This window comes from Sphingomonas sp. IC081 (genome assembly GCF_006874585.1).
Taxonomy (GTDB): domain Bacteria; phylum Pseudomonadota; class Alphaproteobacteria; order Sphingomonadales; family Sphingomonadaceae; genus Novosphingobium.
On sequence record NZ_CP029761.1, the window covers coordinates 1,974,782 to 1,988,100 of the forward strand.

The window sequence follows — 13,319 nt, forward strand, 5'->3', positions numbered from 1 at the left end:
CTTACGACGGTGCGGCGCGAACGCCAGTCAGCAAGCGTCCAACCTCCTCCAATCCGCGGCGATAGACATCGGCCAGATCATCGTGGCGGGAGGGATCATCATAGAGCGGCCCCGGCTTGTGGATGAGGGCCTTGGCGAGTTCCGGGCGCTTCGATAGCCTCGCGACCGCGATCTGGAAGGATCGGACCTGCTGACCTTCGGCCTGCCTGGTGTCCAACGTGGCAGCCTTCAGGTCGGGTACGCCGTAAACTGTCGAATCCTTGCCTCGCAGAGAGGCTCGCCGAATGAGACACGGCAGGCAGTATCCGCAGTGCCCCTGCGGCTTCTTGGTCCAGCGCCCCTTCGTCGGTGACGAACATGATAGCGACAGCGGGGCGAGCTGCTTCAACAGGGTCGGATTGGCGCACTCGGCGACCATTTCTCCCTTGGTCTTGTCCCAATAGGGATTCTCGACCTTCCCTCCGACACCAAGCGCGCCAAGCAATTCGTTCCACCGGGCCATGTAGAAAGGATGCGTCGTCCGGGTGCTGAGCGCACCGAGCCGGAGCCGATCGAGCGGCACGTTGAGCGCGATCAGACCGTTCTCGGGAACCTTGAGCACGAAGGCGCGGTCGAGCGCCGTGCCGGCGGCGACACCCAGCGAGAAGAACAGGAAGGATCGACCGCGTGTGGTGTCCTCCGATCCGACATCCTCGACAAACCCGCTATCGAAGCTCATCCACACCCGCAGCCGATCGAAGGCAGATGCTTTATAAGCGGCTTTCAAACCGTCGAAGCACTGCTCCTGCGACTTGCTCACCAGTCCTTCGCCAGCATGGCTGACCAGAAGCGGCGTCTCGCCGGCATTCAAGCTGTCGATCGCGCCGATCAGGCTGTCCAAGCCACCGGAGAACAGACTCACGCCATCGAACGGGGCGGGAATAAGGGTGGGTGCCGCGACGGGAACCAGCTTCGCATAGCCCTTGGCCCGTTTGCGGAAACCCACATCCCATCTGTCGCCTGTCAGAAAGTTCAGGGCGCGGACCAGGATGGGCGCCGCGGCCGTCCATCGCACCGGATCGCTCACCGGGATGACCAGCCGAATCTCGCGCGTCCAGGCGTCCTGCGATTCGGTCGAGCGGGAGATGCGTGTGTCTGCGGCATGAACATGGGCCGCGACCACCAGTATGTCCGCGCCGATCTCGCTCGGTGTCAGATGCAAAGCTTTGAGGTCGGCCAAGGCATGGCCGATCCCATGATCGAGACGCTTGCCCGCCACCAACTGCAAGGTCGATGCAACCTCGTCGCGCGCCTTGGGGACGCGGGTCTTATCGTCCGGCCCGAAACGGCCGATGATGACATGGCGCCTCATTTCGCTGCCTCCCCATCGCCCATCGTCTGCAACACGTCGAAGGCGGATTGATAGACGCTGGTTACGAAGCCCATCACTGCATCGGGGGTCAGCGACTGAATATTGACGCCCGCGGCGTTGATCGCGTCGCTGACACCACGCTGGATGAAATCACGCAGTTGCGCCTGAACCCTCTCGGCCGCGCGTGGGTCGGCGGGCAAAGTCACGACCTTGGTGCCGATGTCGTTGCAGATGCGCGCCTCGATCGCGTGCGTCGCGTATAGTTCGAAGACGGTCTGGATCTGGCCCGGTGTCAGCGCGTCGATGTCGGTAATGCCCGCACCGGCGAGATCGGCGATGGTCTCGACGAAGGCGTCCCGCGCGATGCCCTCGTCTATCGACCCGCCTTCGGGGCAGATGTAATCGGCGAGTCCCGCGAACACTTCCTCGATCGGACGCCCGGCGAGGCTTTCGAGGTTGAGCGTTCGCAGCGCTTCGCGAACGCCATTCGCGCTGGCGTCGTTGAGGAACCTGACCAGTCCAGCGCCCGCGCCCCGTGATGAGCCCATGCGCTGCGCGGCCTGGCGTGAGCCGCCCGCCGATTTGGACACATATTGCGAGACCGCGCGGCCGAGGCTCTTGCGGTCGCTTCCGCCCGAACTTGCGAAGCGAGTGAAATTGTTTCGGGCCGATGTGAACCGATCCGATGCTCCTGCCGGCGCGGTCGGCCGCGGCGCTGGTGCTGGAGGAACGGCTGGAGGCGATCCATCAGGTGACGGCGGCTGTGCCCCGTCGCCATCACCCGCGCCCGCACCGGCCCCGCCGTCACCGTCGCCCTGCAACCAACTCGGGATCAACGGCGTGCCACCACCTGCGCCCCCATAAGCGTTCGACGTTCCCATCAGCGCCCGCCTTTTCGAGTGCGAAGCGCGGCGCTGGCCGTCGTCTTCAGGAAGGAAGATTGAGACGTGGACCATCCCTGGAGTAGCTTCTCGAAGCGCGCCACGGCGTCAGAGTCCTTGATGATTCCCTCCCAACCTGACGCGGGCCACGGCCCGCACCGATCGGCTGGCACGGCTTCGAGCAAGTCGAGAAGATTGGCTTGCAATGTCGGATGGGCGCGAACCAGCACCGCGAGCCCGTCAATGCCGGGCGGAGCCGTATCGAAGGCGTCGCCACCCATTACGCGCCCTCGCAGCTCCTCGAAGACCTGCGCGGCCTCGGCCGGAACGAGCTGCTTGAGTTCGCCTTCGAACGCCTGGACGGCAAGTTTCGGGCCGAGCAGCTTCTCGACCACAGCGGCGAGACGCCCGAGGACGGAGGCCGCGCCGAAGTAGTCCTTCCGATCCTTGGTCACGAACAGATAGGGGCGCAGATCGACTTCGGCCAAGGCCGGTGACAGCCGCGCCCAGGCCCGTATCGCGTCGGCCGCCTTCCATTCCGTCAGGATGGCGCTGTCCTTGGAGTCCGGCACGGCGGTCGGCTTGGCGTCATCGGTGGAACTGATCTTAGGCCCGGCCCGCTTCGCCTTGGGGGCTGGCTTCTCCTCGGGCGCAGCGGCTTCAAGCGCCGCCAAATCTACGCAGCGGCCGTCCGGATCACGGGCAGCGGCGCTTGCGATCTGGTCGAACAATCTGGAGAGGAACCGTTCGGCCAGCATGAGCTTCGCCAGAACGGGCAGCTTCACCTCTTCTCCGAAGCCGCGAGCGAGCGCGGTCTGATGGCGCAGCAGCAGGGTGTTCAGGAAGCGCTTGATCTGCCGCGGATTGCCCTGAGTGCCGCTGGCCAGGATCGGACCGATCTGGTCGCTCAAGGTGAGCGCGTTCTGGACCTGGCCGGCTTTGTCGCCCAAGGCGGTCTTGACCGTCTGCGCGTCGAGCCCGGCCGTCTTCCAGGGCCGTTTGAGCAATTCTCGCGCGACGGTGATGAGCGCGGAGTAAGCGGGATCGTCCTCGCCCAGCTCGGCGCCGATGAGCAACAGGGTGACGTAGATGCGGGTTTCGGTCTCGCCCAAGGCCGGAATCCGGAACGGAATCTGGATCAGCTTTTCGAGATAGTTGCGCGCATAGTCGCGGGGTCCGGTCGTGTCCGGCAGCTCGGGGAAATGTTTGCGCACCGAATATTCGATCATCGCCTCGTCGGCCGCGACGATGAACGCGGTGCGGGCGGTGAAGACGAACAGCCGGACGGCTTCGAGCGTTTCGATCGCCGTGTCCGGCAGGCAGCGGTCGAGATCGTCGATGAGGACGATCAGTTGCTTGATGCCCGCCTGCTTGAGCAGATCGTCAAAAGCTTTCCGGAACGCCTCGATCTCTTCCGGCACATTTTTCGACTCTCCCGGCTTCAGCAGACCTTGCACACCGTCGATCGCTTTGTCGTAATTCTCCTGCGTGGCGAGTTTCGAGGGATCGGAGAAGATACCCTTCAAGGTGCCGACCACCGCGCCGATCTGATCGGCTGTGGGAATGCCGGTGAATGCGGTGAAAGCGAGCCCGCCCCCGTGCCGCGCGATCTTTAGCCAATCGATCCGCCGGAAGATGTCTTTCACGGCTACGCCGGCTTGGGTGAGCAACGGGCGTTTTTCGATAAGCCCGGTGACGATGCCCTCGATCAGCGCGATTTTGGCGTCTTCGAATCCTTGAAAGCGCCATCCGTTGAATTTGATGCAGAGCACGTCCTCATCCGAACTGAGGCCGTTTTCGATCATCTCCAAGATGCTGGATTTGCCCGCACCCCAGTCGCCGTGAACGCCGATCGTCACGGCGCGCTCGGGCTTTTCGCGCAGCAGCTCGATGATGGTCTTGGCGATCGCCTCATTGTTGAGGAGATCGACTTTTGTCTCATTGTCAGTGAGAATCATCCCGCCCCCGTCCTCCCCGCGACTCGCAGCGGTTGTAATAGTGAAGCCCCGCACGCAACACTGCCGGAAGAAGATAGGTTTCGCCATATGTTCTGGCCTTGGGCCAGTCCAACGAGACGCAACCAAGCAGTTTCTTCTTCTATCGGTCCTGATTCACCTGGAGGGACTTTCGGGAGGATGTGATGCCGGTGGAAGGCTCCACCTTGACAATGTAATGTATTTTCCTTACATGCAGCGGGCAGAGGAGATGAGCCATGCCCGCATTGCTCGAAGAAATCAGCACCATCACCGCCAAGGGCCAGACGACGATTCCGAAGTCCGTCCGCCAGGCGCTCGGCGTCGATTACGGCGGCAAGATCGCTTTCCGCGTCGATGAGCATGGCGTGTCGGTGCATCGCGCCGATGCCGAGCATGACGATCCGGCGATCGACAGCTTTCTGACGTTTCTGGCCGAGGATATCAAACGCCGGCCCGAGGCGCTGACTGCGCTTTCCCCCGCGCTCGCCGAACGCATTGCGGCGCTAACCGAGGGCGTTAAGGTCGATCTCGATGCGCCGATCGACGGCGATGTCGATCTCTGATGATGGTCGTCAATGGGTGGCAACTCATTGCCCACCCTCTGTTTCTCGATCAATTCGAGAAGTTGGGGGCGGCCGTCGCGCGTCTGCGGGAGAAAGACCCGCGCGGCTGGCGCAAATCGGCCAATGCGAAATTGCTGGAAGCGCTGCGCCAGCTCGTATTCGAGACCATTCCCCAAGACCCCACGCGCCCGGAATATCGGCAGGGGGGCACGTTGGGCGACGATCGCAAACACTGGTTCCGGGCGAAGTTTGGCGGCGGCCGGTTCCGGCTATTCTTCCGCTACAGCACCAGCGCGAAGGTCATCGTGTTCGCCTGGGTGAACGACGAGACCACGCTGCGCACCTATGGATCGAAGTCAGACGCGTATGCGGTGTTCCGCAAGATGCTCGACAAGGGCAACCCGCCCGACGATTGGGCGGTGCTGCTGGCGGCCGCGAGCGAGTCGGAAGCGAGGGAGCGTTTGGGGGCAGCTTCGCCAGACCCGCCATGAGCCCCTATCTGCGCTACGCCCGGTCGAACCAATTGCGCCCTGCGTGGCCGCGCGGCAGCGTTGCGGCATGGCCCTGCCTCGCAAACGTCGTCGCCGCGCGCCCCGCGGCTGGTCGGAAGGTCTCGAAGACCTGCACGACTATATGCGCGCGCCGCCGCAGCGAGCCGCGCCCCGCGCGCGCGTCATCAAGGATAGCGGCGCGATCGTCGTCACGGACGACTGGCCCGAGCGGGTTCCCATCGGCGACGCCGAGTTGCGCAGCATCGAAGGCCATTTGCGCAAGGAGTTGGACGACCTGTTCGGACCCGTGCCGTGAGATAAGGAGGATCATGCCATGACCGACGCCGCCCTTCGCGTCGAGGAAACCCCGCCGGTCGTGGCGACCGCCCGTGCTGCGCTCTACCTACGGGTCTCGACCGGCCGGCAGGCCGAGAGCGACCTGTCGATTCCCGACCAGCGCCGCCAGATCGAAGGCTATTGCCTGTCGCGCGGCTGGGAGGTCGCGGCCGAGTTCGTCGAGCCGGGCAACACCGCGACCGACGATCGCCGACCTGCCTTTCAAGCCATGATCGACGCGGCGATGACAAAGCCCCCGACGTTCACCGTCATCGTCGTTCATAGCTTCTCGCGGTTCTTCCGCGACCAGTTCCAGTTCGAGTTCTACGTCCGCAAGCTGGCGAAGAACGGGGTGAAGCTCGTCTCGATCACGCAAGACCTGGGTGACGATCCGATGAGCATCATGATGCGTCAGATCATGACGCTGTTCGACGAATATCAGTCGAAAGAGAATGGGAAGCATACGCTTCGGGCGATGAAGGAGAATGCCCGGCAAGGCTTCTGGAATGGCGCCCGCGCGCCGATCGGCTACCGCGTGGTGGCGGCCGGGGAGCGCGGCGCGAAGATCAAGAAGAAGCTGGAGATCGACCCGATCCAGGCCGAGACGGTGCGACGCATCTACCGCATGGCGCTCAACGGCGTCGATAACCGGGGGGCGATGGGCCTCAAGTCGATCGCCACCTGGCTCAATGAGAACAATATCCGCACTCGCGACGGCGGGCGCTGGGGATTGGGCGCGGTCCATCAAGTGCTCACCCGCACGACCTATATCGGGCAGCACCGCTTCAACACCCGCGATCACAAGACGAAGACGCCGAAGCCGGAGAGCGAGCACGCCGTCATGGAAGTGCCGGCGATTGTCTCGGAAGCGGAGTTCGAGGCCGTCCAGCGTTCGCTCAAGGCTCGCAGCCCGAAGATGATGCCGCCGATGGCGGTGGGCGGCCCTACGCTGCTTACCGGCATCTGCTTCTGCGCGTGCTGCGGCGGCGCGATGACGCTGCGCACGGGCACCAGCAGCGTCGGGCGGGAATATCGCTATTACACCTGCTCGACGAAGGCGCGGCAGGGTGCGACCGGCTGTCCCGGCATCACCGTGCCTATGGACCGGCTCAATGAGGCCGTGGTCGATCATCTCGAAGCGCGGCTGCTCGACCCGGCACGGCTCGAAGCTCTGATGGATCAGATCCTCGAACGCCGCGACGAGTGGGTCAACCAGCGCCGCGAGCATGTCGCCGATCTTGAGCGGCGGGCGACCGAGGCGGAAGCCAAGCTCAAGCGCCTCTATGACGCGATTGAGAACGGGGTGATCGACGTGAGCGACCCTTCGCTGAAAGATCGCATTGCCGAGCTGACCGCGACGCGGGACCAAGCCAAGGGCGATTCCGAGCGCGCCTTGGCGCATATCGTGAAGATCGGCCCGGCGATCACGCCCGAGAGCCTGCGTGCGTTCGCGGCCGCCCTTCGCAAGAAGCTACGCAATGGAGACGGGACGTTTGCCCGCGATCAGGTGCGGGCGGTCGCGCAGCGCGTGGAAGTCGTGAGCCGGAAAGAGGTTCGTATCCGTGGACTGCGGAGCGAATTGCTCCGAACGCTAACCGCCGCCTCTGGCGTAGAGGCGGCGGTGCTAGGCGTTCGTGCCTTTGAACCGAAATGGCGCGCCCGGAACGATTCGAACGTCCGACCCTCAGATTCGTAGTCTGATGCTCTATCCAGCTGAGCTACGGGCGCGCACGATGCCCTATGTAAGGCTCGAAAGGCCTGGGACCTTTCGAAGGAAAAATGGCGCGCCCGGAACGATTCGAACGTCCGACCCTCAGATTCGTAGTCTGATGCTCTATCCAGCTGAGCTACGGGCGCGTGCCAATTTTCTTTCCAACCAAGGCCACATTTTCCCCGAGAGGAAAGTGGCGCGCCCGGAACGATTCGAACGTCCGACCCTCAGATTCGTAGTCTGATGCTCTATCCAGCTGAGCTACGGGCGCGTTGGAGTGGCGCCAATAGAAAGGGATCCGCCCCCCGTCAACGCCTATATCGAACTTTCTTCCAGGAATTTGCACAAGGCCCTCGCCAGCGGGTAATCCAGAGGCGGCATTGCAAGGGTTTCGATCGCCCCGGGGGCAAGCCAGTCGATGGCCTCGGCCTCATGCGGATGCGGCTCGCCCTGCCATTGGCGGCACGCGTAAAGAAGAATGACAAGCGAGCGGCGCTTCGCCTCGCCCTCCGCTCCGGTCCATCCGCTCGCGAAACCGACCGCCTCCAGCAAATCCGCATCCAGCGTCAGCCCCAGTTCCTCCTGGAGCTCCCGGACGGCGGCATGCTCGGGGCTTTCTCCCGGATCAACCTTGCCCCCGGGGAATTCCCATAGGCCGCCATGCGTATTCGCAAACGGTCGCTGCTGCATCAATACGGAGCCGTCCGCGCGCACCAGCGCAACGGCGACCACCAGGAGCGGTGTAAAGGAACTTTCCAGCTTCGACGCCCTTCTTAGGAACTCGTTAACGCCCCCATGGCACTCCCCGGAGTGTTCTGGAGAACTGTGGGTTTACGCATGAGCATCCGATCGATCAGCCTTCAAGTCTTCAAGGAACAGACCGCGGCCACCACCGTGGAATACGGTCTCATCCTGGCAATGATCGTGCTGGTCGTCGTGGTCGCCATCAGCGGCGCCGCCGACGAGACCGTGGCGATGTGGAACAGCATCTACTCCAAATCGGACGCCGCAATTTCCGCAAGTTGAAGCAAACTCCAACTTAAGCAATTTTCAACACTTCCCCCCTAGAACCAAGATTGTCCGAAGCGCTGAAGCGAGACGCCAGGCGGGAAGGACCGGGTACAGAAGACTGCTATTTTTCAGGAGACATACCATGAAGTTTCTCGCCAAGCTGCGTCGCAATGAAGAAGGCGCCACCGCAATCGAATACGGCCTCATCGCCGCTCTGATCGCCGTCGCCGCCATTGCCGCCATGCAGGGCATGGGCTCGCAGCTCACCTCGACCTTCTCGAAGACCTCGTCGGCTATCGGCACGACGAACGCCTGATAGGCTTTCGAGCTAAACGGTTTGGGGGCGGCAGGTATCCACCTGCCGCCCCTTTCCGTTTCCGGCCCCTGAGGCCCTGGCAAAACCCGCGGGAAACCGCGGGTTTTTCAGTATGTAACGATCTTCACCTTCTGCCCCGGCACCAGCTTGTCCGCCGCCTGGAGGCCGTTCAGCACCAGGAAGCGATCGAGCTGTGCATCGCCATAGGCCATACGCCGGGCGAGCGACTGCGAAGTGTCGCCAGTCTTTACAACCACGACGCGTAGCATACGCGGGCGCACTTGCCCGGCTTCGGCGGCCGAGATCCGGCGGAAGCTCCTGAACATCGGATTGAACACCGCGGCGCCTCCCGAACGGGTAATGGTGACGAAGTGGTAGGCATTGCCGCCGCCAAGGTCATAGGCGAAGACCGCGACCTCGTTCGCGCCGCTGGAAGTCTGCACCCGGGCAACGCCATAAGCGGCGGAAAGGCCGTTCACGGTCGCCCGCTCCACGCTCTCGGGCCTGATTCGCGCCTGCCCCTTGTCGGTCAGCCCGGCAAACACGCCATCGATGTACGAATCGAGGCCGGTTCCCAGCTTTCCGCCGGAAAACTGCGCCTTGCCCGATGCACCGCTGATCGACACCGCCTTCGTGCCGTTGACCAGATAGAACCCGTCCGGCGCCTGGAACGTGAAGCGCAAGTCGGCATGGGTGAACCGGCTGCCCTCGATCACGCCCTGATGCGGGTCATCCCCGTAGACCAGCCCGTCGATTCGCGAGAGGAAAACGTCGCGATTCGTCGCGCCCGACGCCGCCTTGCCCGCCAAACTCTGCGCATCGCGCACGCGCGAGGCGGGATCCGGGTGCGTCGAGGCCCATTCCGGCACGCGGTTCGAGGTTCCCTGAAGCTGCGCCTCAAGGGCATTCTGCCGCGCCAGGCTCTCCAGCACGCTCGCCATCGCGCGCGGATCGTAACCCGCGCGCTTCAGGTAGGTGATGCCAAGCCGGTCGGCCTCGAGTTCCTGCGTGCGCGAATACTGCAGCGTCAGCATCTGCGAGCCTTGCGAGGCAATCCGCTGGCCAAGCTGGCCCAGTGCCGAATCGCCCAGCAGGACGCCGGAAAGCAGCGAGCCAAGCACGCCGATGATCTGGTTGCGATTCGCCGCTTTCTGGCGCTTGGCCGAATGACGCGCAGCGACGTGGCCCACTTCGTGCCCCAGCACACCGGCCAGTTCCGCCTCGTTGTTCATCAGCGCGGTCAACTGCCGCGTCACGTAGATGTACCCGCCGGGTATCGCAAAGGCGTTGTTCACCGAGGAATTGAGCAAGGTGACGGTAAAGTCCCCGCGCGCGTTCGACAGGCCGGACTGCACCGCGATGGTCTTGCCGACCTGCTCGACATAAGCCGCCTGCGGACCGGAGACGGCCCCGCCGAATTCGGCCAGCAGATCGGGATGGGCCTTGGCGCCTTGCGCCTTGTCCGACTGGCTGATCGCGCTTGCCGCCGGAACGGCGGCCGCCGCCGTCGCCTCACTCACGCTGGCCGGCGCCAGCGCCAGGACCAGCGCCGCCGCGCTCCCTCCGGTCACGGCCGCACGCCGATAGCCCCCACGCACCTTCTTCATCGCTTGTCCTTTACCGATCCGCCAAGTTCGGCTTCTTCTTCCGCGCGATAACGCACGGGGCAAGCCCCCTGTTCCGCAAATCCGCAAGCGTCGTCAGGCCGATCGGGCGAGTGGGTGCCGCGCGTTGACCAGCGCCACCAGCCTGGCGCTATCGACATGGGTGTAGATCTGCGTGGTCGCGATGTCCGCATGGCCGAGCAGGGTCTGCAGCACCCGCAAGTCGGCCCCGCCTTCGAGCAGGTGGGTGGCAAAGGCATGGCGCAGCACATGCGGAGACACCCGCTGCGGGTCGAGATCGGCGCGCACGGCCAGATCGCGCAAGAGCTGGAACAGCCGCACCCGCGTAAGATGACCGCTCTCCCCGCGCGAGGGAAACAGATGACGCGAGCCGTCCGGCCGCAAGGCCAGCCAGCGCGACAGCACCGCGCGGGCACGCGAACTGACCGGCACCATGCGCTGCTGGCCGCCCTTGCCGGTGACATGCAGGAACGGCGCATCACGCGGCACCGCCGCCACCGGCAGCGACACCAGTTCGCTGGCCCTGAGGCCCGAGCCGTAAAGCAGTTCCAGCAGCGCAAGCAAGCGCACCGCTTCCGGGCGGTCGCCCTCGGCCTCCTCCTCCGCCCGCGCCAGGAACCGCGTGACCTCCTCGCGCGACAGCAGGCGCGGCAAGGGCCGGCGGGTGACCGGACGCGGGAGCGAGGGCGAAGGATCGTCCTCGCGCAGCCCTTCGTCGACAAGGAAACCGTAGAATTGCCGCAAGGCCGAACAGCGCCGCGCCAGCGTTGCCGGGGCGACATCGCTCCACGCCGCGCCCAGCCCGGCCAGTGCCGCGCCGCTGGCGCCGACGAGATCCCCCAGTTCGTCCATCGCCGCTTCGAGATCGCGGCGATAGGCGGCCAGGGTATTGGCCGCCGCACCGCGTTCGGCAGCCAGCATCGTCAGGAACCGTTCGGGCGCGCTACCAGTTGACGAACGGCCGGTTGACGAACCGCGCCCTCGCACGCCGTCAGGCCCGCGCGACCGCCTCGGCCGCGATCATCCGCGCTTCGGCGTCGAGCCCCACGCTGCGCAGTGCCGAAACGATATGGTAGAGATAGCGCGGCGTCATCCGGTGCCAGTCGCTGCCCTGCATGCCGAGCCCGGCCAGCAGCGCGACACTGGCCGCATCCCCATTGCCCGCCGCCCGGTCGAGCGCGGTGAGAAAACGCGAACTGCTGTCGAGGCCGAGGCCCAGCTGCCCGGAAAAGCTGCGCGCATCGCCGTCGTCGATACGGCCGAGCGCCGCCAGGCCTGCCACCAGAAACGCACTGCGGCGCTTGTCCTGGCTGTCATCTCCATCGACAAATGTCGAAACCGCGCTCGATCCCACCGTCTTTATCCGTCCGGGGGCCGCCAGCACCAGCAGCGCCCAGCCCTGGCTGCCCGAGGCGACGACCGGCGACCAGGCGAGCGCATTGGCATCGAAGCCCGCTGCCAGCATCGAGGTCAGCAGTGCCGGAGCGTCGCCCTCCAGATCCTTGCTGGGCGCGATGCGCGCGGCGGCGGCGGCGGTGAGGACCTGGCGGGCATAGACGGCATTGGCGCCGCTTGCCCCGTTCCACAGGCTCTGCATCGCCGCGAAGCGGGCCGCCGGATCGTCGAGCACATAGGCATTGCGCAGGGTTTCCGCGCGCTGCTGCCACTCGCCCTGCACTTCGGGATCCGAATAGAGCTGGCTGTAGAGATCGACCATCGCCGCATTCGAGAGCACGCCGGTGCCGCCCGCGTAATCGGCCGCGGCGGCGCGGCGGGCAAGGCCGACCATCGGCGCCAGTGCGGTCATGTCATCATAGATCGGCGCCGCGCCGCTCATCGCGCTGTCCGGCGGGGTGAGGCCCACCGCATTGGCAAGGCCGAAGCGCCACGGTGTCACCGTCGTCACGCCGTCCCACTCGATGGTGACGGCCTTGCGTGAACGACCGGCGGCACCGGCGTACTTCTGCGCCAGCAGCACGTCGATGCGGTCCATCGAACCACGCACGCGCGCCTTGTCGAGTTTGGCCATCGCCGAAGTGCCGCTACCGCGAAACGCCTCGCAGATCGCCTTGGCGGCGTTCCACTGGGGATCGTCGCGCAGCGAGCCGAGCGACGAGAAGACCGGGCACAGGCCGGTGAAATCGGCGGTATTCTGATACGTGTCGAACGCCGCATTGCCGAGTTCCGGCGTGTAATTGGCGATGTCGATATCCTGCAGCACCGCACGCGCCGCATCGCTTTCGCCCATGCGCAGCAGGAGCGCCACGCGCAGCGCCAGGAAACGCTGCGCGCTCATGCCCGCAGGCGGCGCCAATCGCGAGATCAGCGCACGGCGCAGGAGAATGTGCCCCCAGCGCGAAACCAGCTGCCCCCGGTTCGCGGCCAGCGCGGCCTCGACCACCGAGGCATGTTGCGAGCCCAGCGAATCCGCCGACAGGCCGCCCTCGGTATCATCGATCAGGCCAACCCGCTCCATCGAGCGGCGCGCCTGCGGCGGCATGTCGAGATCGATCTTGTTGCCCAGCAAATCCTCGAAGTCCTCGGGCGACATGCGCTCCAGTTCCTCGAGGGTCGGCACGCGCGTCAGCCCGCCGGGGCCGGTGAGCGCGGGAACCGCCAGCGCGCCGTCCAGCACCATCGGCGCGGCCTTCGGCACCGGCTGGACGACCGGGGTGGAGACCGAAGCGGGATTGGGACGGGAGGCGGAAGCGGCCGGCGCACTTGCCGCAGGCGCCGCGGCGGGCGGCGGCGGTGCCGGCTCGTCGAACCCCTTGGGAAGAAGCGATTCGGGGCCCGACTGCGCCACGGCCCAAACCGAAGTAAGCGCCAGCGCCGTGCCGACCATCACATGCCAGGTGCGGATACGGACCTTCATTGCGGCGCCTTCTCGCTCGTCTGGTCCGGCACTTTCACCGTCTCCACGATGTCGCGAACCTCCCGGTGACCGCCGTTGACCCATGCCCAGCTGCCCACGACCACCACAATCGCGAGGACCGCAGCCACGGTTACGCCCGGAAGCTTCCGCCTGCGCCTTGGTATCGTCACTCGTCTTCCTTCA

The 13,319-nt window shown here is 65.1% G+C and carries 14 protein-coding genes and 3 tRNA genes; 6 read left to right on the forward strand and 11 right to left on the reverse strand.

What is annotated here, in order from left to right:
- Position 1: 1 nt before the first annotated feature.
- The 3 genes from qatC to qatA are packed head-to-tail and all read right to left on the reverse strand — an operon-like array spanning position 2 to position 4,190.
- On the reverse strand, positions 2-1,351 hold the full coding sequence (gene qatC, locus DM450_RS09585) for a Qat anti-phage system QueC-like protein QatC (RefSeq protein WP_142634330.1): 1,350 nt from the start codon (positions 1,349-1,351) through the stop codon (positions 2-4).
- Entirely contained in the window at positions 1,348-2,232 is an 885-nt protein-coding gene (gene qatB, locus DM450_RS09590; protein WP_142634332.1) for a Qat anti-phage system associated protein QatB, read from the reverse strand. The genes qatC and qatB overlap by 4 nt, the downstream gene beginning before the upstream one ends.
- A complete protein-coding gene (gene qatA, locus DM450_RS09595; protein WP_142634334.1) occupies positions 2,232-4,190 on the reverse strand; it encodes a Qat anti-phage system ATPase QatA in 1,959 nt (652 codons plus the stop codon). Before qatA ends, qatB begins: the two co-directional genes overlap by 1 nt.
- 254 nt (positions 4,191-4,444) lie before the next feature.
- Between qatA and DM450_RS09600 the strand changes: the two genes are divergently transcribed.
- From DM450_RS09600 to DM450_RS09615, 4 genes are all read left to right on the forward strand, one after another.
- The gene (locus tag DM450_RS09600; protein WP_142634336.1) at positions 4,445-4,771 is read left to right on the forward strand and encodes a type II toxin-antitoxin system PrlF family antitoxin; all 327 of its coding nucleotides are present in this window, start codon (positions 4,445-4,447) and stop codon (positions 4,769-4,771) included.
- 2 nt (positions 4,772-4,773) lie between these two features.
- Positions 4,774-5,262, forward strand: a complete 489-nt coding sequence (locus DM450_RS09605) for a type II toxin-antitoxin system YhaV family toxin (protein ID WP_221889473.1) — start codon at positions 4,774-4,776, stop codon at positions 5,260-5,262.
- A 67-nt stretch (positions 5,263-5,329) separates the two neighbouring features.
- On the forward strand, positions 5,330-5,578 hold the full coding sequence (locus DM450_RS09610; protein WP_142634339.1) for a hypothetical protein: 249 nt from the start codon (positions 5,330-5,332) through the stop codon (positions 5,576-5,578).
- A gap of 18 nt (positions 5,579-5,596) precedes the next feature.
- Positions 5,597-7,294, forward strand: coding sequence for a recombinase family protein (locus tag DM450_RS09615; protein WP_142637706.1), 1,698 nt, complete (start codon positions 5,597-5,599; stop codon positions 7,292-7,294).
- Here DM450_RS09615 and DM450_RS09620 read toward each other — a convergent pair.
- From DM450_RS09620 to DM450_RS09635, 4 genes are all read right to left on the reverse strand, one after another.
- Positions 7,250-7,326 (reverse strand) — tRNA-Arg (locus DM450_RS09620). The genes DM450_RS09615 and DM450_RS09620 overlap by 45 nt on opposite strands.
- A gap of 52 nt (positions 7,327-7,378) precedes the next feature.
- A tRNA-Arg gene (locus DM450_RS09625) sits at positions 7,379-7,455 on the reverse strand.
- A 48-nt stretch (positions 7,456-7,503) separates the two neighbouring features.
- Positions 7,504-7,580: transfer RNA gene (locus tag DM450_RS09630), tRNA-Arg, on the reverse strand.
- A 44-nt stretch (positions 7,581-7,624) separates the two neighbouring features.
- Positions 7,625-8,041: a (deoxy)nucleoside triphosphate pyrophosphohydrolase gene (locus DM450_RS09635; RefSeq protein WP_260609750.1), complete on the reverse strand. Its 417-nt coding sequence runs from the start codon at positions 8,039-8,041 to the stop codon at positions 7,625-7,627.
- A gap of 105 nt (positions 8,042-8,146) precedes the next feature.
- Between DM450_RS09635 and DM450_RS09640 the strand changes: the two genes are divergently transcribed.
- Positions 8,147-8,335, forward strand: coding sequence for a Flp family type IVb pilin (locus DM450_RS09640; RefSeq protein WP_142634341.1), 189 nt, complete (start codon positions 8,147-8,149; stop codon positions 8,333-8,335).
- 127 nt (positions 8,336-8,462) lie between these two features.
- The gene (locus DM450_RS09645; protein WP_142634343.1) at positions 8,463-8,636 is read left to right on the forward strand and encodes a Flp family type IVb pilin; all 174 of its coding nucleotides are present in this window, start codon (positions 8,463-8,465) and stop codon (positions 8,634-8,636) included.
- A 107-nt stretch (positions 8,637-8,743) separates the two neighbouring features.
- On the opposite strand, the gene DM450_RS09650 is transcribed toward DM450_RS09645, so the two are convergent.
- From DM450_RS09650 to DM450_RS25815, 4 genes are all read right to left on the reverse strand, one after another.
- Entirely contained in the window at positions 8,744-10,243 is a 1,500-nt protein-coding gene (locus DM450_RS09650) for a M48 family metalloprotease (RefSeq protein ID WP_142634344.1), read from the reverse strand.
- Positions 10,244-10,336: 93 nt separating this feature from the next.
- Positions 10,337-11,188 carry a tyrosine recombinase gene (locus tag DM450_RS09655; protein ID WP_255535882.1) on the reverse strand — a complete coding sequence of 284 codons (852 nt, stop codon included), beginning with the start codon at positions 11,186-11,188 and terminating at the stop codon, positions 10,337-10,339.
- Positions 11,189-11,252: 64 nt separating this feature from the next.
- Positions 11,253-13,136, reverse strand: a complete 1,884-nt coding sequence (locus DM450_RS09660; protein WP_260609751.1) for a hypothetical protein — start codon at positions 13,134-13,136, stop codon at positions 11,253-11,255.
- Complete coding sequence (locus DM450_RS25815; protein WP_185928583.1) at positions 13,133-13,306, reverse strand: hypothetical protein; 174 nt, start codon at positions 13,304-13,306, stop codon at positions 13,133-13,135. The genes DM450_RS09660 and DM450_RS25815 overlap by 4 nt, the downstream gene beginning before the upstream one ends.
- Between the last annotated feature and the right edge of the window lie 13 nt (positions 13,307-13,319).